This is a genomic window from Streptomyces fodineus (genome assembly GCF_001735805.1).
Classification (GTDB): Bacteria; Actinomycetota; Actinomycetes; order Streptomycetales; family Streptomycetaceae; genus Streptomyces; species Streptomyces fodineus.
In genome coordinates this window covers 4494459-4516130 of record NZ_CP017248.1, presented here as the reverse complement: position 1 = coordinate 4516130, position 21672 = coordinate 4494459, and the positions used below count along the sequence as shown (strand labels likewise).

The 21672-nt window shown below is 71.1% G+C and carries 18 protein-coding genes and 1 pseudogene; 9 read left to right on the top strand and 10 right to left on the bottom strand.

Annotated features, from left to right (window positions below):
• Window positions 1–63: 63 nt before the first annotated feature.
• A complete protein-coding gene (locus BFF78_RS18965; RefSeq protein ID WP_069779452.1) occupies window positions 64–660 on the bottom strand; it encodes a TetR/AcrR family transcriptional regulator in 597 nt (198 codons plus the stop codon).
• Window positions 661–785: 125 nt separating this feature from the next.
• Between BFF78_RS18965 and BFF78_RS18960 the strand changes: the two genes are divergently transcribed.
• The 3 genes from BFF78_RS18960 (at window position 786) to BFF78_RS18950 (ending at window position 3387) form a co-directional block, all read left to right on the top strand.
• Window positions 786–2363, top strand: a complete 1578-nt coding sequence (locus tag BFF78_RS18960; protein WP_227025871.1) for an MDR family MFS transporter — start codon at window positions 786–788, stop codon at window positions 2361–2363.
• A gap of 110 nt (window positions 2364–2473) precedes the next feature.
• Entirely contained in the window at window positions 2474–2944 is a 471-nt protein-coding gene (locus BFF78_RS18955; protein ID WP_069779451.1) for a helix-turn-helix transcriptional regulator, read from the top strand.
• Window positions 2941–3387: a VOC family protein gene (locus tag BFF78_RS18950; RefSeq protein WP_069779450.1), complete on the top strand. Its 447-nt coding sequence runs from the start codon at window positions 2941–2943 to the stop codon at window positions 3385–3387. The genes BFF78_RS18955 and BFF78_RS18950 overlap by 4 nt, the downstream gene beginning before the upstream one ends.
• 21 nt (window positions 3388–3408) lie before the next feature.
• On the opposite strand, the gene cseC is transcribed toward BFF78_RS18950, so the two are convergent.
• From cseC to BFF78_RS18925, 5 genes are all read right to left on the bottom strand, one after another.
• Window positions 3409–4764 (bottom strand): two-component system sensor histidine kinase CseC, encoded by a 1356-nt coding sequence (gene cseC, locus BFF78_RS18945; protein ID WP_069779449.1) that lies wholly within the window; start codon window positions 4762–4764, stop codon window positions 3409–3411.
• A gap of 10 nt (window positions 4765–4774) precedes the next feature.
• Window positions 4775–5479 (bottom strand): two-component system response regulator CseB, encoded by a 705-nt coding sequence (gene cseB / locus BFF78_RS18940; RefSeq protein WP_069779448.1) that lies wholly within the window; start codon window positions 5477–5479, stop codon window positions 4775–4777.
• A 42-nt stretch (window positions 5480–5521) separates the two neighbouring features.
• Entirely contained in the window at window positions 5522–6115 is a 594-nt protein-coding gene (locus tag BFF78_RS18935) for a hypothetical protein (RefSeq protein ID WP_069783664.1), read from the bottom strand.
• Window positions 6116–6156: 41 nt separating this feature from the next.
• Window positions 6157–6696, bottom strand: a complete 540-nt coding sequence (locus BFF78_RS18930; RefSeq protein WP_030751823.1) for a SigE family RNA polymerase sigma factor — start codon at window positions 6694–6696, stop codon at window positions 6157–6159.
• Window positions 6697–6969: 273 nt separating this feature from the next.
• Window positions 6970–7845 (bottom strand): HhH-GPD family protein, encoded by an 876-nt coding sequence (locus BFF78_RS18925; RefSeq protein WP_069779447.1) that lies wholly within the window; start codon window positions 7843–7845, stop codon window positions 6970–6972.
• A 180-nt stretch (window positions 7846–8025) separates the two neighbouring features.
• Between BFF78_RS18925 and BFF78_RS18920 the strand changes: the two genes are divergently transcribed.
• Entirely contained in the window at window positions 8026–8829 is an 804-nt protein-coding gene (locus BFF78_RS18920; protein WP_193433664.1) for a hypothetical protein, read from the top strand.
• Window positions 8830–8944: 115 nt separating this feature from the next.
• Here BFF78_RS18920 and disA read toward each other — a convergent pair whose 3' ends face one another.
• Window positions 8945–10069 carry a DNA integrity scanning diadenylate cyclase DisA gene (gene disA, locus BFF78_RS18915; protein WP_069779445.1) on the bottom strand — a complete coding sequence of 375 codons (1125 nt, stop codon included), beginning with the start codon at window positions 10067–10069 and terminating at the stop codon, window positions 8945–8947.
• An 80-nt stretch (window positions 10070–10149) separates the two neighbouring features.
• Window positions 10150–11558: pseudogene (gene radA / locus BFF78_RS18910) on the bottom strand (DNA repair protein RadA).
• Window positions 11559–11777: 219 nt separating this feature from the next.
• Between radA and BFF78_RS18905 the strand changes: the two are divergent.
• Complete coding sequence (locus BFF78_RS18905; RefSeq protein WP_069779444.1) at window positions 11778–13493, top strand: BACON domain-containing protein; 1716 nt, start codon at window positions 11778–11780, stop codon at window positions 13491–13493.
• Window positions 13494–13619: 126 nt separating this feature from the next.
• On the opposite strand, the gene BFF78_RS18900 is transcribed toward BFF78_RS18905, so the two are convergent.
• Window positions 13620–14477 (bottom strand): DUF3109 family protein, encoded by an 858-nt coding sequence (locus tag BFF78_RS18900; RefSeq protein WP_069779443.1) that lies wholly within the window; start codon window positions 14475–14477, stop codon window positions 13620–13622.
• Window positions 14478–14548: 71 nt separating this feature from the next.
• Between BFF78_RS18900 and BFF78_RS18895 the strand changes: the two genes are divergently transcribed.
• The 4 genes from BFF78_RS18895 (at window position 14549) to ilvD (ending at window position 19407) form a co-directional block, all read left to right on the top strand.
• Complete coding sequence (locus BFF78_RS18895) at window positions 14549–15481, top strand: Ppx/GppA family phosphatase (protein ID WP_069779442.1); 933 nt, start codon at window positions 14549–14551, stop codon at window positions 15479–15481.
• 144 nt (window positions 15482–15625) lie between these two features.
• A complete protein-coding gene (locus BFF78_RS18890) occupies window positions 15626–16453 on the top strand; it encodes a sugar phosphate isomerase/epimerase family protein (RefSeq protein ID WP_418346665.1) in 828 nt (275 codons plus the stop codon).
• Between the two features lie 287 nt (window positions 16454–16740).
• On the top strand, window positions 16741–17418 hold the full coding sequence (locus BFF78_RS18885) for a TetR/AcrR family transcriptional regulator (RefSeq protein WP_069779440.1): 678 nt from the start codon (window positions 16741–16743) through the stop codon (window positions 17416–17418).
• Between the two features lie 135 nt (window positions 17419–17553).
• On the top strand, window positions 17554–19407 hold the full coding sequence (gene ilvD / locus BFF78_RS18880) for a dihydroxy-acid dehydratase (protein WP_069779439.1): 1854 nt from the start codon (window positions 17554–17556) through the stop codon (window positions 19405–19407).
• A 52-nt stretch (window positions 19408–19459) separates the two neighbouring features.
• Here ilvD and BFF78_RS18875 read toward each other — a convergent pair whose 3' ends face one another.
• A complete protein-coding gene (locus BFF78_RS18875) occupies window positions 19460–21553 on the bottom strand; it encodes a serine/threonine-protein kinase (protein WP_069779438.1) in 2094 nt (697 codons plus the stop codon).
• Window positions 21554–21672: the final 119 nt, after the last annotated feature.

Sequence of the window (21672 nt, the reverse complement as noted above, 5' to 3'; positions counted from 1 at the left end):
CGGTAGGCGCCTAGAGGTGTGCGTCACATTTTCGTGATCGTGGGCTTCGGGCAGCCGGTTCGGCTAGTTCTCGCCGGCGTGTTCGTGGGCCTGGGTGACGAGGTCCAGGGCGACGTCGAGGACGGCCTCGCGCCGCTCCTCGAAGTCGCCGTCCAGGTCCTTCATCACGAACATGCCGGCGTGCAGGGTGAACATCGCGCTGACGCAGCGGACCTGGTCGACGAGCGGTGCCTCCGGGTCGATGAAGATGTCCCGCATGTCGCGCATCCGGTCCTTGAAGGTGTCGCCGATGCGCAGGTCCCGGACCGTGCCCTGGTTGTCGTGCATGAAGCGGAAGAACGGCTCGGCGTCGGCCAGGATGCGGCTGTAGCGCCGCACCATCTCCTGCTTGGTCTGCAGGGTGTGCGGCTGGCTGCGGCCCCACTCGATGAGTTCCTCGATCGGTTTCGTCAGGTCCTGGAAGACGCTGACGATGATCTCTTCCTTCGTCTTGAAGTGGTAGTACAGGGCCGCCTTCGTGACGTCGAGACGCTCGGCGATCTCGCGCAGTGAGGTCTTCTCGTAGCCCTGCTCCGCGAAGAGTTCGAGCGCGACGTCCTGGATGCGCTGGCGGGTGTTGCCGCGGCGCTGTTGCTTGGTGCCGTCCATGGTGACGCCCATCCTCGTACTCCTCGCGCTCCCGCGGAAACTTACTTGACGCCCGGCTAGTGACGGGTCTACCTTCCCCAGTGTAGTGAACTAGCCGGGCGGCAAGTAAGTGGATGCCGCAGGGGGAGTGGGAAGAGATGGCGGACACGATCGAAGGCGTCGGCCTCGCGGAGACCGAAGCCGCGCGGGGCCAGGACGGCCAACCGGAGGGCAAACAGCCCAGGAGCGTACGAGTGGTCCTGCTCGCGCTCATGATCGCGATGATGCTCGCGATGCTCGACAACATGATCGTGGGTACGGCGATGCCGACGATCGTGGGCGAACTGGGCGGCCTGGAGCACCTGTCCTGGGTGGTCACCGGCTACACCCTGGCCACCGCCGCCTCCACCCCGATCTGGGGCAAGATCGGTGACATGTACGGGCGCAAGGGCGCCTTCCTCAGCTCGATCGTGATCTTCCTGGTCGGCTCGGCACTCAGCGGCATGGCCCAGAACATGGGCGAACTCATCGGCTTCCGGGCCGTGCAGGGGCTCGGCGCCGGCGGTCTGATGGTCGGCGTCATGGCGATCATCGGCGACCTGATCCCGCCGCGGGAACGCGGCAAGTACACCGGCATGATGGCCGGCGTCATGGCACTGGCGATGATCGGCGGCCCGCTGGTCGGCGGCACCATCACCGACAACTGGGGCTGGCGCTGGTCCTTCTACATCAACCTGCCGCTGGGCGCCGTGGCCCTGGCGCTGGTCAGCGCCGTGCTGCACCTGCCCAAGAAGCGGTCGCGGGCGCGCATCGACTACCTCGGCGTCGCGCTGCTGACCGTCGGCATCACCTCGATCGTGCTGGTCACCACCTGGGGCGGCACCGAGTACGCCTGGACCTCCGCGCGGATCATGGAGCTGATCAGCATCGGCGTCGCCGCGCTGACCGGGTTCGTGTACTGGCAGACCAGGGCCACCGAGCCGGTCGTACCGCTGCACATGTTCAGGAGCCGCAACTTCACCCTGATGTCCGTCATCGGTTTCATCACCGGCTTCGTGATGTTCGGCGCCACGCTCTACCTACCGCTGTACCAGCAGTCGGTGCAGGGCGCCTCCGCCACCAACTCCGGTCTGCTGCTCCTGCCGATGCTCGGCGCGATGCTCGTGACCTCGATGGTCGCGGGCCGGGTCACCACCAACAGCGGCCGCTACAAGATCTTCCCGATCGTCGGCGGTGCGCTGATGATCGCCGGGCTGTATCTGCTGTCGCTGATGGACACGGGCACGACCCGACTCACCTCCGGTGTCTACATGGCCGTACTGGGCCTGGGCATGGGCTGCCTGATGCAGATCACCATGCTGGTGGCGCAGAACAGCGTGGAGATGAAGGACATGGGCGTGGCCTCCTCGTCCACCACCCTGTTCCGTACGCTCGGCTCCTCCTTCGGCGTCGCCATCATGGGCGCGCTGTTCAACGACCGGGTCAAGCACGTCATGGCCGAGCGGGCCGGCGCGCTGGGCAAGGGCGTCACCGAGAAGTCCGCGCAGCTGGACGCGAAGAGCCTGGCGAAGCTGCCGGCGGTGGCGCGGGAGGCGTACCAGCACGCGGTGTCCGCCGGTACGCACTCGGCGTTCCTGCTCGGCGCGGGCATCGCGGTGGTCGTGCTGGCCGCGGCGCTGTTCGTGAAGGAGGTTCCGCTGAAGGGCGGGCAGCCCACGCCTTCGGCGGAGGGCTGAGAGGGATCCAAGCCCCGCATGAACTGAAAGGCCCCCGGTACGGTGTCCGCCGCCGGGGGCCTTCTTGCTGGTCAGCGCCGTTGTCAGTGCCCCGTGTCACCATCGGTTGCATGGACAAACTGCACCGCATGCGTCTGGCCAAGGACGCCATGGACCGGGACTGGGCCGACCCCGGTCTCGATCTGGACGCGGTGGCGGCGTGTGCCGGGTACTCACGGTTTCACTTCGTGCGCGCCTTCAAGGACGCCTACGGCGAGACGCCGGGCCAGTATCTGACCCACCGGCGGATCGAGCGGGCCGAGGAGATGCTGCGCTGTGCCAACCTCACCGTGACCGAGATCTGCACGCTCGTCGGCTTCAGCAGCCTCGGCACGTTCTGCGCCCGCTTCAAGGCCCGCACCGGCCTCACCCCGAGCGAGTACCGCGCGAAGCACGTGGGCCGCGGCGCCTCGCTGATACCCGGCTGCTACGCCATGCTCTGGGCCGGCGGATTCAGCACCGCAAGATCGGAGAAGCACTCCGCGGCCGGCCCTGCCTACGGTGACGACAGGGAATCCGCCGACAGGAGAGCAGAGACATGATCAAGGGGCTTGCCATCACGACCGTCTGGGTCCTGGACCAGGACCGGGCCAAGGAGTTCTACACCCACAAGCTCGGTTTCGAGGTCCGTACGGACATGACCATGGGAGACGGCGGTATGCGCTGGCTCACCGTCGGCGCGCCCGGCCAGCCGGACGTCGAGCTGACGCTCATGGTGCCGGGGCCGCCGGCGATGGATCCCGAGTCCGCCGAGATGATGCGGAAGCTTGTCGCCAAGGGCGCGCTCGGCGCGGGGGTGCTGGCGACCGACGACATCCACGGCGACTACAAGAAGCTCAAGGACCGCGGGGTGGAGTTCCTCCAGGAACCCCAGGAGCGCCCCTACGGCACGGAGGCGCTGTTCCGCGACGATTCCGGCAACTGGTTCTCTTTCACGCAGCGCCGCGAGGGCGGGCTGGACCTGGAGCGGGACTGGGCCTGCTGAGCGCCTGACGGCTCCGGGTGCTCAGGCCGTACCCCCCGACAACGGCAGCATCGGATAGCTCCCGGTGTTCGTCGGCGCGTGCTCCGGCAGCCACAGCACCGCCACCGCGCCCTCCGCCGGGATGCCGGCGGGGGCGCCCACGGGGCGTACGTTGCGGAAGGTCAGCCGGGCGCCGAGCACGCGGGCCTGGCCCGCCGCGATGGTCAGGCCCAGCCCGTGGCCCGTACCGGCGCGGTCCATGCTGCCGGTGCGGAAGCGGCTCGGTCCTTCGGCGAGCAGTTCCTCGGGGAAGCCGGGACCGTGGTCGCGGACCCGGATCACCCGGCCCTCCACGGTCACCTCGATCGGCGGCCTGCCGTGCCGGGCGGCGTTGGCGAGCAGGTTGAACAGCACCCGCTCCAGACGGCGCGGGTCGGTCATGACCTCCGACTCGTGCACCACCCGTACCTCGATCTCCGGGTGCTTGGCGGCCACGCGCCGGGCGACGAACTCGCCGAGCATGATGTCCTGCAGCTCCGCCCGCTCCGAGGCGCCGTCGAGTCGGGCCACCTCCAGGACGTCCTCCACGAGCGTGCGCATCGCCTTCGCCCGGTCCAGGACCAGTTCCGTGGGCCGGCCGGGGGGCAGCAGCTCGGCGGCCGTGAGCAGGCCCGTCACCGGCGTGCGCAGCTCGTGCGCGATGTCGGCGGTGACCCGCCGCTCGGCCTCGAGACGCTGCCGCAGCGCGTCCGCCATGGCGTCCACCGCCCGCGCGAGATCGTCGGTCTCGTCCCGTACGACCCCGCCGATGGCCTCCCGCACCCGCACGTCGGTCTCGCCCTTGGCGACCTGGTTCGCGGCGGCCGCCGCCTTGCGCAGCCGCTGGGACAGCTGCCCGCCGATCAGCACACCGAGCGCGCTGCCGCCGAACACCACCGCGACGGAGCCGATGACCAGCGCCTGGTCGAGGTCCTTCATCACATCGGTGGAGCGGTCGGGCATACGGCTGTGCGTGGACAGCACATGCCCGTCCTTCGTCGGCACGGCCGCCCAGATGTCCGGCGCCCCGCCGTGGTCGATGACGTCGCTGACCTTGTGGCCCTCCTCGACACCCTCGCGCAGCGCGGCCGGGAGGTCGGGGTCGTCGAGCTTGATGTTGGGGAAGTTCGGCCGCCGGTTGGTGTCGTAGTTGCGCTGGGCGATCTGGACGCGCTCGTTGGCCAGGTCACGGGCGTTGTCGAGCATCGAGACCCGGGCCGCGTTGTGCACGACCAGGCTCAGCGCGATCGCCACCAGCCCGGCCACCAGCGCGATCGCCGCGCTGAGCTTCCATCTGAGTCCGGTGTGCAGGCCCGCGCGCTCCATGCGCCGGACCGGGTACCAGAGGATCCCCCGCATGCCGCCCCGCTCAGGCCTTCAGCTTGTAGCCGAAGCCGCGGACGGTCTCGATCCGGTCCTGGCCGATCTTCTGGCGCAGCCGCTGCACATGCACGTCGACGACCCGGGTGTCCCCGCCCCAGCCGTAGTCCCAGACGCGCTCCAGCAGCTTGTCGCGGGAGAGCACGGTGCCCGGCGCGGAGGAGAACTCCAGCAGCAGCCGCATCTCGGTGGGCGTGAGCGCGACCGGCTGCCCGGCCCGGCGCACCTCCATGCCCTCGGTGTCGATCTCCAGGTCCCCGAAGGTGAGCACGCCACCGGTCATCGTGTCCTCGGCGGTCTCGCTCTGGGCGTTGCCGCCCGCGTGCCCGAAGCGGCGCAGCACGGCCCGGATCCGTGCGACCAGCACGGCGCCGTCGAACGGTTTGGTCACATAGTCGTCGGCGCCCGCCTCCAGGCCGAGGACGACGTCGATGGAGTCGGCGCGCGCCGACAGCATGATCACCGGCACGGTCGACTCGTCCCGGATACGACGGCACAGGCTGACGCCGTCCAGACCGGGGACCATGACGTCCAGCAGGGCGATGTCGGGACGGTTCGCCCGGAACGCCTCCAGGCCCGACAGCCCGTCGGGCATGGCGGTGACCGCGAAGCCGTCCCGCTCCAGGGCGAGCTGGGTGGCCTCGCGGATGACATCGTCGTCCTCGACGAACAGGACGTGGGTCTGGTCTGCCATCCCGGTGCTCTCAGTCCTTGTGGTGTGCGCGCGTGTGGGGGGTCAGTTGTCCGGGGCGGGGGTGTCGCCGCCCGCCCTGCTGTAGTAAGTGTCGTGGCTGTTCAGCACGGTGAACCGGCCGGCCTTCCACCTGTAGGTGATCACGGTCTCCCGGGACGGGTTCGACACCGTGTCGTCCGTGTCGTACACCTGCTTGGTCACGGTCAGATCGGTGCCGTCGATCTCCGAGTAGACCGGCGAGTCCTCCGCCTTGAACACATTCTTGTACGTGCCTCCGACATCCCGGTACACATACGTGGCGAGGCCCACCAAGTCGCCGCAGGTCGTCACGTTGACGACGATGTCGTTGACGGATCCGTGGGTCAAGTCGCCGTAGGAGGCGTCGACCGGGTAGTTCTCACCGCTGCACGGCTTCAGATCCCGCTTCACCGTCCCGGAGACCACCGGGTCCTGCTTGATCAGCGAGACCGCGTCCACCCGCTTGTAGTGGCCGGGCGGGCTGGGCGAGGGGGAGGCGACCTTCCCCGCGACCGCCGACGCGTGTGCCGGGCCCTCGTCCCGGGCGCCGGTGCCCCCCGTGCCGCACGCGGCGACGAAAAGGGCGAGGGCGGCGAGCGCGGCCCCCACCGCGATCACCGCCTGTGTGCTCCCTCGGATCCCTTCGGACCCGGCGCCGGTCAGGCCGCGCAACGCTCCCGCTCCTCACGCTCCAGCGCGCGTGCGTCCAGATCGCGGGCCTCCAGCTCCTCGCGGAGCCGGGCGAGCGCCCGGTGCAGCGTGCTCTTGACCGTACCGGCCGACATGCCGAGGGCCGCGGCCGTCTCCTCCGTGGACATCTGCTCCCAGTGTCGCAGCACCACGACACTGCGCTGCTTCGGCGCGAGCACCTTCATGACATCCATCAGCAGGGCCCGGTCGGCGTGCTGCTCGGTGGAGTCGTCCACGGACGCGTCCGGCAGCTGCTCGGTCGGGACCTCCTCCAGCTTGCGCGCCCGCCACCACTCCGTACGGGTGTTGATCATGACTCGGCGCAGATAGGCGTCGGCGAGCCGCTTGTCGGCGATGCCCTCCCAGCGGCCGTACGTGCGCACCAGCGCCGTCTGCAGCAGGTCCTGGGCGTCGACGGGGTCCGGAACCAGCCGACGGGCGCTGCGCAACAGCGCGTCCTGCCGGGTGCGGACATACTCCTCGAACTCGAGCACCTCGCCCTGCGCCATGATCAACCGCCTCCGTTCCCCGTTCACTTCGGCCCCGTGCCTGAAGTCCTTGCATCTGTCATGTCCGGTGGTCTGCCGGGCACGGAAAAGAAGCTACGGAGTGGTTGTCACGGCGTTGTCCGATCCAGCCTTCGGCTATCAATCGGCTATCCGTCGGTTGTGTAACGGTCGGAGGAATGGGGTAAGCAAGCAGCCCGTTATGTCCCTTTCTTGGGAGTTTGTCGGGCGAGTGGCTCCATAACAGAGCCGCCTGGGCTGTGACTTGGCTGTGCGTCAGCTCAGCGGCAGCCGATACAGACCATCCGGCAACGGCTCCACCAGACCGTCCGTGACGAGCCCGTCGAGCGCGCGGGCGCGCTGCACCGGCTCGTGCCACACCCGGTCCAGCACCGCCTGCGGCACCGGCGCATGCGCCTCCCGCAGCACCGCCAGCAGCTTGCCGCGCACCTGCCGGTCCGTACCGGCGTACGTCTGCCCGCGCCGCGGTGGCCCCGCGTGCTCCGGCTTGCCGGCGAGCCGCCAGGCGCACTGCACGGAGATCGGGCACCGCCCGCACCCCTCGTTCTTCGCCGTGCACACCAGCGCACCCAGTTCCATGGAGGCGGCGGCCCAGCGTGCGGCCGTCCTCTCGTCCTCGGGCAGCAGCTCCCGGGCGAGCCTGCGCTCGGCGGCCGTGGTCGCGTTCGGCGGGTACTGCACCCCGGTCACGGCCCGCGCGAAGACCCGGCGCACATTCGTGTCCAGCACCGGATGCCGCTGCCCGTAGGCGAAGGAGGCGACCGCGGCGGCCGTGTACTCGCCGATGCCCGGCAGTGCCAGCAACTGCGCGTGATCCGTCGGTACGTCCCCGCCGTGCCGTTCCGTTATGGCGACCGCGGCGCCGTGCAGCCGCAGCGCCCGGCGCGGGTAGCCGAGCCGCCCCCAGGCCCGCACCGCCTCGCCCGGCGACTCCTTGGCGAGGTCGGCGGGGCGCGGCCAGCGGGCCAGCCACTCCTCATAGACCGGCAGCACGCGGTTGACCGGGGTCTGCTGGAGCATGAACTCGCTGACCATCACACCCCACGGGCCGGCCTCCGGGCGGCGCCAGGGGAGGTCGCGGGCGTGGGCGTCGAACCAGGCGATCACAGGGGTGTGCAGCTTCTCAGTCATGGCATTCCGATCCTGCCACGGCTCGGCATCCATGGCGGGTGACGGCGCGGTCACCCAGCGTGGTTGAGGGTGAAGAACCAGGGGCGTTGCGGCAGTTGCCGGGATGATGATCCGGAAAAGTTGACGCCCGCGCGGCGGGTGGCGGGGGCAAGCACCGCGATCTCTCGTACAGTTTGCGCCGTGGGATCTCTGCGCAATCCGGTCGGGCCGCTCCCCTCCTCCATCTACTGGCGAAGGAGGGCCGTACTGCTGTCGGTGGTCGCTCTGTTGGGGCTGGTGATCCTGTGGATCGCCACGGCCGGCGGCGGAGGAGGCGGCAAGAAGAACGCCGGCGGGTCCAACGGCAAGAATCCCGCGCACACGATCACGCCGGGGCCGGGCTCGTCCGGGCCCGCGATCAGTCAACACCCGGGCGGGCGTGGCGATTCGGGCGGCGGCGACTCCGGCGGGGGCGATTCCGGATCGGGTGGCGGCAGCGGTTCTGACACCGGTTCCGCCGGCGCCTCCGGATCCGGCGGTGGCTCGGGTTCCGGCGGCGGAAACGTCGGTACGGGCGATACGCTCCCGGTGTCCTCCACGCTTCCCAACTGCACGGCCGGCACGGTGACGTTGAGCCTGCGGAGCCTGCACAACTCCTACTCGCCGGACCAGACGCCGACCTTCGAACTCACCGCGAAGAACGGCTCGTCCGCCGACTGCAAGGTCGATCTCGGGCCGAAGAACGCGGTGTTGACCATCACGCCGGCGGACGGAAACCACCCGTTCTGGTCGTCGGCCGACTGCCCCAAGGGCCCGGGGAACCTGGTGTACCGGGTGCCGGCGGGACAGAGCATCACCTACACGGTGAAGTGGGACCGCAGGCCGAGCGCGGCGCAGTGTGCGACGCCCTCCGGGGGTTCGGCGGGGGTGGGGACGTATCTGCTGGAGGCGAACGCGCCGGGGTTCGCGAAGACGCAGACGTCGTTCGTGCTGTCGGCCGACTGAGGGGTGGGGTGGCGCGGGTTCGCCGCCGGGTGCGGGTGCGTGGGGGAACGGCCACGGCAGACCCGCGGTAGGCGGACGGCACACGCCCCCGAGCTCTCAGGCGCCCGGCCCCACCTCAGACGTACCGCTCCAGAATGGAAGACTCGGCCAGACGCGACAGACCTTCCCGCACGCTTCTCGCCCGGGCCTCGCCCACACCGTCCACGGTCTGCAGGTCATCCACACTCGCGGCGAGCAGCTTCTGCAGACCGCCGAAGTGCTCCACCAGCCGGTCGATGATCGCGCCCGGAAGACGCGGAACCTTCGCCAGCAGCCGGAAGCCCCGCGGGGACACCGCGGAGTCGAGCGTCTCGGGAGACCCGGTATAGCCCAGCGCACGCGCCACCGTGCCGAGTTCGAGCAGCTCCGCGTGGGTCAGCGCGTCCAGCTCGGACAGCGCCTCCTCCACCGTGCGGGAACGCTTCGCCGTCGGCTCGGGGACGTAGTCCCGGACGACCAGCTCGCGGTCGGGCTCGACCCCGGCGATCAACTCCTCCAGCTGGAGTGCGAGAAGACGCCCGTCCGTGCCCAGTTCGACCACATACTCGGCGATTTCGGTGGCAATGCGCCGGACCATCTCCAGGCGCTGCGCGACGGCGGACACGTCCCGCACCGTCACCAGGTCCTCGATCTCCAGCGCCGAGAGGGTGCCGGCCACCTCGTCCAGGCGGAGCTTGTACCGCTCCAGCGTGGCCAGTGCCTGGTTCGCGCGGGACAGGATCGCCGCCGAGTCCTCCAGGACGCGCCGCTGACCGTCGACGTACAGGGCGACCAGCCGCATCGACTGGGAGACCGAGACGACCGGGAAGCCGACCTGCTTGCTCACCCGGTCCGCCGTACGGTGCCGCGTGCCCGTCTCCTCCGTCGGGATCGTCGGGTCGGGCACCAGCTGCACACCGGCGCGCAGGATCTTCGACAGGTCCGACGACAGCACGATGCCGCCGTCCAGCTTGCACAGCTCCCGCAGCCGGGTCGCGGTGAACTCCACGTCCAGCACGAACCCGCCCGTGCACATCGCCTCGACCGTCTTGTCGGAGCCGAGGACGATGAGCCCGCCGGTGTTGCCGCGCAGGATGCGCTCGAGGCCGTCGCGCAGGGCCGTACCGGGAGCCACGGCGCTCAGCGAGGCGCGCATCAGGCCATCGGCACCGGCACTCCCACCGATTTTTCCGGGAGCCGCTGCCCGGTCGTTGGCTGCCACTGCACTCCTCCGGTCGCAGGTTCTGACGCGCTCCCTTACCCGCACTCGGTTCGTACGGACGGGCGAGACCTGGGCAAAGTCTACCGGCGCTGCTCCGCCTCCCGTGGGGCGTCTCGGCGACGGGACCGCGGCAGCACCCGCAGCGCGTCCCCCATGTCGGCGACTTCCAGGACCTTCATGCCGGGCGGCACCTTGCCGGGATCGGTCGGTACGAGCGCGTGCGTGAAGCCCAGCCGGTGCGCCTCGGAGAGTCTGCGCTGCACGCCCGTGACCCGTCTCACCTCGCCCGCGAGGCCCACCTCGCCGATCGCGACCAGGTTCTTCGGCAGCGGGGTGTCGCTGGCCGCGGAGGCCAGCGCGAGGGCGATGGCGAGATCGGCGGCCGGCTCCGACAGCTTCACCCCGCCGACCGTCGCGGAGTAGATGTCCCGCTTGCCGAGCGCGCTGATCCGGCCGCGCTGCTCCAGGACGGCCAGCATCATCGACACGCGGGAGGTCTCCAGGCCCGAGGTCGTACGCCGCGGGGAGGGGATCTGGGAGTCGACGGTCAGCGCCTGCACCTCGGCCACCAGCGGGCGGCGGCCCTCCAGGGTGACGGTCAGGCAGGTGCCCGGGACCGGTTCGTCCCGACGGGTCAGGAAAAGTCCGCTCGGGTCGGCGAGGCCGACGATGCCCTCGTCGTGCAGCTCGAAGCAGCCGACCTCGTCCGTGGCGCCGTAGCGGTTCTTCACGCCGCGCACCAGGCGCAGGCGCGCGTGCCGGTCGCCCTCGAAGTGCAGGACGACGTCCACCAGGTGTTCGAGGAGGCGGGGGCCCGCGATCGCCCCGTCCTTTGTGACGTGGCCCACCAGGAGCGTGGACATCCCGCGTTCCTTGGACGCGCGGATGAGGGCGCCCGCCACCTCCCTGACCTGGGCCATGCCACCGGGCGCGCCCTCGATCTGAGGGGAGGCGACCGTCTGCACCGAGTCGAGGATCAGCAGGGAGGGCTTCACCTCGTCCAAGTGGCCGAGGACGGCCGACAGATCGGTCTCGGCGGCCAGATACAGCTCGTCATGGAGGGCGCCGATGCGGTCCGCGCGCAGCCGCACCTGGCTCGCCGACTCCTCACCGGTGACATACAGGGTGCGGTGCTCGGCGCTCGCGGACTTGGCGGCCACGTCCAGCAGCAGCGTGGACTTGCCGACGCCGGGCTCGCCCGCGAGCAGCACGACCGCGCCGGGCACCAGGCCGCCGCCGAGCACCCGGTCCAGCTCGGGCACGCCGGTGGTGCGGGCGGTGGCCTGCCGCCCGTCGACCTGCCCGATGGGCAGCGCGGACGTCGTCACACGGCCCGGTGCCGTCGTACGGACCGCGGGCGCGCCGTACTCCTCGACCGTGCCCCATGCCTGACACTCGGGCAGCGGCCGAGCCACTTGGCCGTCTGCCAGCCGCACTCGGTGCAGCGGTAGGACGGGCGGTCCTTGGTGGTCTTGGTACGGGCAGCCATGCGGGAAACCGTAGCCCGCGGCACTGACAATCGGCCCCCGGGGCGCCGGACGGTCCTCCGCGGCCGCACGTGGGTGAACCGCTACCGGCCACCGTCCATCGGGATCGAGCCACGGAACAAAGGGTTCCTGTCCCCTTATGAGGGATCGTTTCACCCGTACGGATTAAAAGTGCTCAAGGTTAGAGAAGGCGCACTCCAGCGCCGCCTACGGTCGCACAGGTGACGAGCAGCAGTCCGGAGACCACCACCCGCACCGGCGGCGCGCACCGCGCGCACCGCGAGGCGCGTGAAGCTCACGAGGCGCGGGAGAAGAACCGCGTCGCCGCGCGCACCCTCGCCCAGCGGCCGCCGGCACGCTACGAACCGTACCTGGACGGACTGTTCACCTACTGTCTGTCGGTGCTGTGCGACCACGACGCGGCCACCGCCGCCCTCGGCGACGTCCTCGCCCTGGCCGAGCGGCGCGGACAGCGCGTCCCCGACGCCGCCGGCGACCGCAGGGCCTGGCTGTACGCGCTGGCCCGCTGGGCGTGCCTGCGCAAGCTGGCCGAGGCCAAGCAGAAACGTCAGGCCACCCACGCGGCGGGCCGCTCCGGCGCCGGCAGACCGGCCTGGCCCCAGGTGCCCGATCCGCCCGTCGCCCCCGAGACGCAGGAGGAGCGGCGCCGCGAACTGGCCCTGCTGGCCTGGCCGGAGGCGGCCGGTACGACCCCCGAGCAGCGCGAGGCCCTGGAGCTGGCCGTCCGCCACCACCTGGCCGCGCACGAGGTCGCCGCCGTGCTCGGCATGGCACCCGCCGCCGCGCGCGAACTGCTCGCCACGGCCGCCTGCGAGGTCGAGCGCACCCGCGCGGCCCTCGCCGTCGTCGAGACCGGCGGCTGCCCGAGTGTGTCCCACCTCACGGGGGACAGCCGGCTGGTCCTCAGCACGGCCCTGCGCCGCGAGCTGGTCCGGCACGTCGACGACTGCCCGCGCTGCCGCCGCACCGCCGAGCGCGCCGTGTCCGGCCGCTGGCCCGGCGCCACGGTCACCCCGGCCGAGCTACCGGTCCTGGAGGCCCCCCGCGCGGCCCTCCACATGGCCCTGACCCACCACCCACGCGCGCGTGGCGCGGCCGTACCCCGCTACGACCGGCGCGGCTTCCCGATGGACCCCAAGGACCGCGCGGCCCGCCGCGACCGGCTACGCGCGCGTGCGGTGACGACGACGGTCGTCGCCACGGTGGTGGCCGCGCCCGTCCTGGCCTTGTGGGCCGCCTACCGGGGCGCTCCGACGGCCGAGGGGGAGGGCCCCTCCGCCACCGCGCGCGAGGCACAGGGCCCCGACGCGCTCGGCAGCGACACGGCCGGCGGCTACGAGAACGCCGGGAACGCCAGCGTGAAACCCGGCGCGCGTATCGGCCAGGACGGCAAGGCGGACGTCTCCGTGGAGGTCGTCAGCGTCACCGGAGCGGGCGGCAAGAGCGCCGGGCGGCTCGACGCCAGCGCCGCGAACGACGGCGACACCACGCTGATCACCCTCACCGCCTCCGGCTCCGCCCCGGTCCACTGGTCCGCGACCACCTCGGCGCCCTGGCTCTACCTCAGCCGGTCCTCGGGAACCCTGGCCCCCGGCCACACGTTGACGATCAAGGTGTACGTGGACCACCTCCGCGAACCCTCCGGCTCCTGGCACGCGCAACTGGCGATCTCCCCGTCCGCCATGGTGGTCTCGATCAGCGGCTACGGCACAGCCCCCGCCCACCACCCCACGACCCCGCCACCGCCCTCGACCTCCACCCCACCGAGCACAGCCCCCACCCCGCCCTCCTCCCCGCCGGCCTCCACCCCTCCCAGCACACCAAGCCCGCCCCCCACAGACTCCACCCCACCGAACTCCCCGACCCCGTCCCCGTCCGACAGCGATACGCCCAGCCCGTCAGCGAGCCAGGGGTAGGGCCGACGGGCGGAAAGGGGGGAGGGGGGAAGGTGGGCAGCGGGCGGCGGAGCCCCGGAGCGGGCGGCGGATGGCGCGGCTCTGGAGATTCTGCAGGTTCTGGTGGTTCTGGAGGCTCTGGAGGGGCTACGGTGCCGGGTCTGCGGGGTGAGGAGCGATCAGCGGGAGTTGGGATGCCAGGCGCTGTTCGCACAGTTCGGCCAGGCGGTCGTAGCCGGCCTTGCCCATCAGTTCGGTCAGTTCGGCCCGGTAGGAGACGTACACCGGCTCGCCCGCGCCGTGTGCGGAGGTCGCCGAGGTGCACCACCAGTGCAGGTCATGGCCGCCCGGACCCCAGCCCCGGCGGTCGTACTCCCCGATGGACACCTGGAGGACCCGCGTGTCGTCGGGGCGGTCGATCCAGTCGTACGTCCGCCGGATCGGCAGCTGCCAGCACACGTCCGGCTTGGTCTCCAGCGGCTCCCGGCCCTCCCGCAGCGCGAGGATGTGCAGCGAGCAGCCCGCGCCGCCCGCGAAGCCGGGACGGTTCTGGAAGATGCAGGACCCCTGGTAGGGGCGGGTCTGGCGGGATCCCTCCTCGTCCTTGGAGACCCAGCCGTTGCGTGTGCCCTCGTCGTGGTGCTGCCAGATCTCCGGCGTGAGCCGTGCCACGTGCTCGGCGACCCGCTTCTCGTCGTCCTCGTCCGAGAAGTGCGCCCCCAGCGAGCAGCACCCGTCGTCCGCGCGGCCCGCCTGGATGCCCTGGCAGCCGCTGCCGAAGATGCAGTTCCAGCGAGAGGTCAGCCATGTCAGATCACAGCGGAAGACCTGCTCGTCGTCCGCCGGATCAGGAAACTCCACCCAGGCGCGCGCGAAGTCGAGCCCCTTCTCGTCGCTCTGCCTGGGGGACTTGGGGGCCTTCTTCGACTCGGACGCCGTCACCTGTGCAGAATCCTTCAATCCCTTGGAGGATTTGTGGTTCTTCGCCTTTTTCGTCTTTGGCACTCGTCCAGGGTAAGTGGCCCGGGACCGCTCTGGGGACCGTGGACGGACGATCTGGCAGTAGCGTTCCGTATATGAGACTCGGTGTCCTGGACGTGGGTTCGAACACGGTGCATCTGCTGGTGGTGGACGCTCACCCCGGCGCGCGCCCGCTGCCCGCGCATTCACACAAGGCCGAACTTCGGCTCGCCCAGCTCCTCGACGACAGCGGTGCCATCGGTGACGACGGCATACACAAGCTGATCGCCGTCGTACAGGACGCGCTCCAGGCCGCCGAGGACAAGGGCGTAGAGGACCTGCTGCCGTTCGCGACCTCCGCCGTCCGGGAGGCCACCAACGCCGACGACGTCCTCGCGCGCGTGGAGGAGGAGACCGGCGTACGGCTCCAGGTCGTCGCCGGCCCGGAGGAGGCCCGTCTGACCTTCCTCGCCGTCCGCCGCTGGTTCGGCTGGTCCGCCGGGAAGCTGCTGGTCCTGGACATCGGAGGCGGCTCCCTGGAGATCGCCTTCGGCATAGACGAGGAGCCGGACGCCGCCGTCTCCCTGCCGCTCGGCGCCGGCCGGCTCACCGCGAGCTGGCTGCCCGGCGACCCGCCCGGCCCCGAGTCGGTACGCGCCCTGCGCCGTCACGTCCGCACGGAGATCGCCCGCACGGTCGGCGAGTTCAGCCGCTTCGGTGCCCCCGACCACGTGGTCGCCACGTCCAAGACCTTCAAGCAGCTCGCCCGCATCGCCGGCGCCGCCCGCAGCGCCGAGGGCCTCTACGTCCAGCGCGAGCTCAAGCGCGAGTCCCTGGAGGCCTGGGTCCCGCGCCTGGCCGGCATGACCGAGCAACAGCGCAGCGAGCTCCCGGGAGTCTCGGAGGGCAGGGCCGGCCAGCTGCTGGCGGGCGCCCTGGTCGCCGAGGGCGCGATGGACCTGTTCGGCGTGGAGAAGCTGGAGATCTGCCCGTGGGCCCTGCGCGAGGGCGTCATCCTGCGGCGCCTCGATCACATGGGTTCCGCCTAGCGGCCCGGAAAGGGCGCGAGGCCGTATCGACATACGGCCCCGCCCGTGGGCGCGAGCAACCACAACGCACGCCGCACCCGCCCGAATGGCAAACCTCACAACGGCGAATAGGCACCCAACACCGGCACCACTCGACGCCGTAAGGTGACGGACGTGGCTGAACCAACGGACGCGGACGTGCGGATCGCGCTGTCGACGGCCTCCGTGTACCCGGAGTCCACCGCGACGGCCTTCGAGATCGCCGCCCGCCTCGGGTACGACGGTGTCGAGGTCATGGTGTGGACCGATCCGGTCAGCCAGGACATCGAGGCGTTGCGCCGCCTGTCGGACTACCACGGCATCCCGATCCTGGCCGTCCACGCGCCCTGCCTGCTGATCACCCAGCGGGTCTGGTCGACGGACCCCTGGGTCAAGCTGCAGCGGGCCCGGGCGGCCGCCGAGAAGCTGGGTGCCTCCACCGTCGTCGTGCACCCGCCGTTCCGCTGGCAGCGGCAGTACGCGCGCGACTTCGTCGACGGGATCTGGCGGATGGCGGACGAGACGGACGTACGGTTCGCCGTCGAGAACATGTACCCCTGGCGCTACCGCGACCGCGAGATGCTGGCCTACGCCCCCGACTGGGACGTCACCCAGCACGACTACCGGCACTTCACGATCGATCTCAGTCACACGGCGACGGCCCGCGCCGACGCCCTGGACATGATCGACCGCATGGGCGACCGCCTCGGCCATGTGCACCTCGCCGACGGCCGGGGCTCGGCCAAGGACGAGCACCTGGTGCCCGGCCGCGGCACCCAGCCCTGCGCCGAGCTGCTGGAACACCTGACCCTGTCCGGCTTCGACGGCCATGTGGTGATCGAGGTCAACACCCGGCGGGCGATGTCCAGCGCCGAGCGCGAGGCCGACCTCGCCGAGGCCCTGGCCTTCACCCGCAAGCACCTGGCGTCCGCGGTACGGGTACGCCGGCCATGAACGAGACCCCGGCCCCGACGGGCCGCCGTACCCCGCGCGCGGGTGAGCCTCCGGCCCCGGCGGGTCGCCCTGCCCCGCGCGCGGGTGAGTCTCCGGCCGCGGCGGGCCGCTGTACCCCCTGCGCGGGTGAGCCTCCGTCCGCGGGTGAGTCTCCGGGCTCGGTGGGTGGTCGTGCCTCGTCCGCGGGTGAGTCTCCGGCCCCCGTGGGCCGCCGTACCCCGTCCGCGGGTGAGCCTCCGGGCTCGGCGGGTCGCCCTGTCCCGCGCGCGGGTGAGTCTCCGGCCCCGGTGGGCCGCCGTACCCCGTCCGCGAGTGAGCCTCCGGCTCCGGCGGGGCGCCCTGCCCCGTCCCCCAGCGAGCCCCCCGCGTCGAGTGCCCGCAGGCGGGGCCGTCCGCCGCGTACGGAATCCGCCGGTACCCGTGACCGCATCCTCTCCGCGGCCCGCGAGGAGTTCTCCGAGCGGGGGTACGAGAAGACGTCCGTGCGCGGGATCGCCAAGGCGGCCGGTGTCGACTCCGCGCTGGTCCACCACTACTTCGGCACCAAGGAGCAGGTCTTCGAGGCGGCCGTCGCCGTCGCCTTCGCGCCCGCGCTGAACGCCCCGGACGCGGTGGCCGCCGGCCCCCTGGACGGCGTGGGGGAGCGGCTGACCCGGTTCATCTTCGGCGTCTGGGAGAACCCCAGGACCCGTACCCCGCTGCTGGCCATCGTCCGCTCGGCCGTCAACAACGAGACCGCGGCCGCCGTGTTCCGCCGGCTGATCGCCGCCCAGCTGCTGCGCCGTATCGCCGCCCAGGTGGATCTGCCGGACCCGGAACTGCGGGCCGAGCTGGCGGCGGCGCAGCTGGTGGGTGCGGCGATGATGCGCTACGTGATCAAGCTGGAGCCACTGGCGTCGGCGGACCTGGAGCAGATCATCGCGCGTGTCGCCCCCGTCGTGCAGCACCACCTCACGGACAGGTGAAACCGGACACATGAAACGGGCGTCCCGCATTCCGGACAACCGTGTCCAGGGTTTGGAGCACCGGCGTACGCTCGACCGTACAGTCAGAACTCTCTGGCGGTAGGTCTTCGTAGATCTTCGAAGGAGCGAGCGACGATGCCCGAGCTGAGGTCCCGCACAGTCACCCACGGCCGCAACATGGCGGGCGCCCGCGCCCTGATGCGTGCCTCCGGTGTACCGGGTGCGGACATCGGCCGGAAGCCGATCATCGCGGTCGCGAACTCCTTCACCGAGTTCGTGCCGGGCCACACCCATCTGCAGCCGGTCGGCCGGATCGTCAGCGAGGCGATCAAGGAGGCGGGCGGCATCCCGCGCGAGTTCAACACGATCGCCGTCGACGACGGCATCGCCATGGGCCACGGCGGCATGCTGTACTCCCTGCCCTCCCGCGACCTGATCGCGGACTCCGTGGAGTACATGGTCGAGGCCCACTGCGCCGACGCCCTGGTCTGCATCTCCAACTGCGACAAGATCACGCCGGGCATGCTGCTGGCGGCCCTGCGCCTGAACATCCCGGCGGTCTTCGTCTCCGGCGGCCCGATGGAGTCCGGCCGCGCCACGCTCGTGGACGGCACGGTCCGCACCCTCGACCTGGTCGACGCGATCTCCGACGCCGTCAACGACAAGATCTCCGACGAGGACATCCTCCGTATCGAGGAGAACGCCTGCCCGACCTGCGGCAGCTGTTCCGGCATGTTCACGGCCAACTCGATGAACTGCCTGACGGAGGCCATCGGCCTGTCCCTGCCCGGCAACGGCTCGGTCCTCGCCACGCACACCGCGCGCAAGCAGCTCTACGTCGACGCCGCGCGCACGGTCATGGACATCACCCGCCGCTACTACGAGCAGGACGACGAGTCGGTCCTCCCGCTCAACATCGCGACGTTCGCGGCCTTCGAGAACGCCATGGCCCTGGACATCGCGATGGGCGGCTCCACCAACACGATCCTGCATCTGCTGGCCGCCGCCCAGGAGGCGGGCGTCCCCTTCGGCCTGGAGCAGATCGACGCCGTCTCCCGCCGCGTCCCCTGCCTGGCGAAGGTGGCGCCCAACGTCGCGAAGAACCGCACGTACTACATGGAGGACGTGCACCGCGCCGGCGGCATCCCGGCCCTGCTCGGCGAACTGCACCGCGCGGGCCTGCTCAACGAGGACGTGCACGCCGTCCACAGCCCGTCGCTGTCCGACTGGCTGAAGACCTGGGACGTCCGCGGCGGCTCGCCCTCGCCCGAGGCGGTCGAGCTGTGGCACGCGGCCCCCGGCTGTGTCCGCTCCGCCGAGGCCTTCTCCCAGTCCGAGCGCTGGGAGGCCCTGGACGAGGACGCGGAGGGCGGCTGCATCCGCTCGGTCGAGCACGCCTACTCCAAGGACGGCGGCCTCGCGGTCCTCAAGGGCAACCTCGTGGTCGACGGCTGCGTGGTGAAGACGGCCGGCGTGGACGAGTCGATCTGGACCTTCGAGGGCCCGGCGGTCGTCTGCGAGTCCCAGGAGGAGGCCGTCCAGCGCATCCTCACCCAGGAGGTCAAGGACGGCGACGTCGTCGTCATCCGCTACGAGGGCCCCAAGGGCGGCCCCGGCATGCAGGAGATGCTCTACCCGACCTCGTACCTGAAGGGCCGCGGCCTGGGCAAGACCTGCGCCCTGATCACCGACGGCCGCTTCTCCGGCGGCACCTCGGGCCTGTCGATCGGCCACGCCTCCCCCGAGGCGGCCTCCGGCGGCACCATCGCCCTGGTCCAGGACGGCGACCGCATCCGCATCGACATCCCGAACCGCACGATCGAGCTGCTGGTCGACGAGGCGGAACTCGCCCGCCGCGAGCAGTCCCTGAACGGCGTCTACGCCCCGAAGAACCGCGACCGCAAGGTGTCGGCGGCGCTGCGGGCCTACGCCGCGATGGCGACCAGCGCCGACAAGGGCGCCGTGCGTGACGTGACCAGGCTGGGCTGAGCCCACGCGTGCGCAGGGGGCCGCTCCCGGCGGGGGCGGCCCCCTCCGCATGTCACCAGCCGGCCGGATTCCGCGCGGCCACCCCGAACACGGTGCCGTCGGGGGCGCCGGCGTAGACATGGCCGTCGTCGAGCACGGGCGTGGGAGGCGCGCCCATGACCTTCGCCGAGTCCGGGCCCAGGCGCGCCGGAGTCTGCCCGGCAAGAGCCCCCGTACGGGCGGCGACGGCGAGCAGCCTGCCGTCGGCCGCGGTGAAGTACACATACCGGTCGTCCGCGACCGGTGCCGAACCACGGCTCACCGAGGTCTCCACGCGCCACAGCTGCTTTCGCGCGTCCATGTCCACCGCTTGGAGGGAGCCACCCGTGGCGAGGAGGTACACGACGTTCCCGCGCACGGTGGCGTGCGCCTCCTGGCTGGCCAGGGGCAGTGTCACGCGGCGCGTCGACCGGGTCGCGGGGGTGTAGCGGACGACGGCCTTCGTCTCCCCGTAGACACTGCCGATGGAGAGGAAGAAGACGGAGCCGCCCTCGCTCCCGACGGGTTCGAGCGTGCCTGCCAGGTGTGCCTGCCAGCGCACGTCACCGCTCTGCGGATCCACGGCGGAGAGCTGTGTGCTCGACCCGTCGGCCGACGTGCTCGTCGCGTACGCCAGCGGGTCGCCGGGAAACGAGACGAAGGACGGCGTGCGCTGGCCGGGGATCCGGTGACTCCATCTGGTCCTGCCCGAGGCGCTGTCGACGCCGGTGATCTTGCCGTCGGCTGCGGTGAGCAGGGCCGTCCGGGCCGTGTACCGGACCATCGTGCCCGGGGCCGGGCGCCGCTTCCAGACCTCGTTGCCGGAGTGCGGGTCGAGCGCCGCGAGCTGCGGTCCGCCTTCCGTGTAGGGCTGCACGAGAGCGGAGGAGACGACCGGTGGTCCGCTCGCGGACGTGGTGGCGACCGGGCGCCGCCAGAGCAGTTCTCCGTCGGCCGGGGAGAGGGCGAAGACCGTACCGGCCTGCACACACAGCAACTCCCCGGCCCCGTAGGAGCATTGCGGCATCCCGGATGTCTCAGGCGCGGGCTTCGCCTTCCAGGAGCTGAACGCTGCCGCCTTGGTGCGGGGGGTCGTGCCGCTCGGCGAGGCCTGGTCGTCCCCGAGCAGGCGAACCGAGGTCAAGGCGGCGACAACGGCCAGGCCGAGCGCCCCGGCGCCCACGATCACCTTCTTCCCGACACGCCTCTTGACCGACGGCTCGGGCCGTTCCGCGGGGGACTGCGGAGCCGGTCCGTCGCTCGAACGCTGCGCCGGTATGAACGCCTGCGTGTCGTACGAAGCCGCCACCGAACGCAGTTCCCGCATGAGTTCATCGGGAGTCGGCCGGTCCTCCGGTTCCTTGGCGAGGCAGCGCCGCACCAGTGGCGCGAGGCTCTCCGGTACGCCGGTGAGGTCCGGCTCGTCATGCACGACCTGGTAGGCGACGACATAGGGGCTGTCGGAGTCGAAGGGCCCGCGCCCGGTCGCCGCATGCACCATCACCGAGCCGAGCGCGAAGACATCGGCGGCAGGCCCCACCTCACGCGGACGCCTGAATTGCTCCGGCGCCATGAAAGGCGGCGTGCCGATCAACTTGCCGGTCTCGGTGCGCAGTTCGCTGTCCTTCGGCCGGGAAATGCCGAAGTCGATGACCTTCGGCCCGTCCTCGGCGAGCAGGACGTTGCTCGGCTTCAGATCCCGGTGCACGACTCCGACCCGGTGGATGTCGCGCAGCGCCTCGGCCAGCCCCGCCATCAGCCGGCGCAACTGGGCCGGATCCATCGGCCCGTTCCGCTTCACCTCGTCGGAGAGGGTCGGCCCCGGAATGAACAGCGTGGCCATCCAGGGCTGCCCGGCGTCCGGGTCGGCGTCGACCACGGAAGCGGTGAAGGCGCCGCTCACCTTTCGGGCGGCGGCCACCTCCTGCCGGAAACGGCCCCTGAACTCGGGATCCCTGGCGAACTCGGCGTGTACGACCTTCACCGCGAGCTTCATTCCGGAGGTGCTGCGGGCCAGGTGGACGACGCCCATGCCACCCGAACCCAGGCGTGACTCCAGGCGGTAGTGACCGGCGTACTCGGGGAGTTCCGCTTCCGCGCCCGCTCCCGTGTTCCTACGTGGCGCCATGCGACCACCCCCGTGCTGTTCCTGCGCGCGCGACGCACGGAGCCTAGTCGATGACTCGTGCGAGACAGAGGCGGCTTGCTAGCCTTCGCGCGCGAGTCGCGCACAGGTGTTCCGTGGCT